This window comes from Ideonella sp. P3_A4 (assembly GCF_056403075.1).
Map to the genome: position 1 here is coordinate 1 of NZ_JBFUGE010001002.1, position 1,528 is coordinate 1,528.

The window sequence follows — 1,528 nt, forward strand, 5'->3', positions numbered from 1 at the left end:
CCGTAAGGGCCGGCCCACGGAGCCAACAACGGGTTGGCCGACGCGGCAGCGGCCTTGGTGGTTGTCGTCATGGCGGTGGCCGTGCCGGCCAGCGCCAGAGCGCCGGCAAGAATGATGATGGCGCGAAGCATGGATGGATCCCCCCGAATCTGGGCGCACAAACGAAAAAGCGGCCTCGTGGGCCGCCTCTGGTTCCGTTCGCCCGAAGGGCCGAACCTTAACCCATGTGCAAACCGCCGTTGCACGAGAAGTCGGCGCCGGTGGTGAAGCCGGAGTCCTCGCCTGCCAGCCAGGCGACGACCGAGCCGATCTCTTCCGGCGTACCCAGGCGCTTGACGGGGATCGTCGCGACGATCTTCTCCAGCACTTCAGGCTTGATCGCGCGGACCATGTCGGTGCCGATGTAGCCCGGGCTCACGGTGTTGACCGTCACGCCCTTGGCAGCCACTTCCTGTGCCAGCGCCATCGTGAAGCCGTGCATGCCGGCCTTGGCCGCCGAGTAGTTGGTCTGGCCGGCCTGGCCCTTTTCGCCGTTGACCGACGAGATCTGGATGATGCGGCCCCAGCCCTTTTCCACCATGCCCGGCACCACTTGCTTGGTGACGTTGAACATCGAGTTCAGGTTGGTGTCGATGACGGCGTGCCAGTCTTCCGGCGTCATCTTCAGGAACATGCGATCACGCGTGATGCCGGCGTTGTTGACCAGGATGTCGATCGCGCCATGCTCGGCCACGGCCTTCGAGAAGGCTTGGACCGTCGAATCCCAGTCCGCCACGTTGCCGACCGAGGCGAAGAAGCTGTAGCCCAGCGCCTTCTGCTCGTCCAGCCACTTCACAAAGTCTCGGCTCGGGCCGCAGCCGGCGATGACCTTGAAGCCTTCCTTGTGCAGGCGCTGGCAGATCGCCGTTCCAATGCCGCCCATGCCCCCGGTGACGTATGCCACTTTCTGTGCCATGTCTGTCTCTCCTTGTTTGCAATCCAACGAATGCCGGGCGTGCCCGGGGCCGTGCGCCCACTATTGCGCTTGCGCCCCGGGCTGGGCAGCCCGGATAAGCCCTAACGATCGCCGAGCTTTCAGCTCAACCGGCACCTGACCGCCTGACATCCGTCATGGCGGCCGGGCACCCGCCCGGCGATTGACGGCGGTTACCCGCCATCCAGTGAACCTCAGCGCTCGACGGTCAGCGCAACACCCATGCCACCGCCGATGCACAGCGAAGCGATGCCCTTCTTGGCGCCGCGGCGCTGCATTTCGTGCAGCAGCGTGACCAGGATCCGGCAGCCGGAAGCGCCGATCGGGTGGCCAATGGCGATCGCGCCGCCGTTGACGTTGACCTTGCTGGTGTCCCAGCCCATTTCCTGATGCACGGCGCAGGCCTGCGCGGCGAACGCTTCGTTGATCTCCAGCAGGTCCAGGTCCTGCGGCTTCCAGCCGGCGCGTTCCAGCGCCTTGCGAGCCGCCGGCACCGGGCCCATGCCCATGAAGGCCGGGTCCAGCGCGGCACTGGCGTAGCTGGCGATGCGCGCC

At 66.1% G+C, this 1,528-nt stretch carries 1 protein-coding gene and 1 pseudogene; both read right to left on the reverse strand.

What is annotated here, in order from left to right; all coding sequences use genetic code 11:
- Positions 1-217: 217 nt before the first annotated feature.
- Positions 218-955, reverse strand: coding sequence for an acetoacetyl-CoA reductase (gene phbB / locus AC1DYI_RS35275; protein ID WP_477208749.1), 738 nt, complete (start codon positions 953-955; stop codon positions 218-220).
- 212 nt (positions 956-1,167) lie between these two features.
- A pseudogene (locus AC1DYI_RS35280) lies at positions 1,168-1,528 on the reverse strand (acetyl-CoA C-acetyltransferase); the annotation flags it as partial.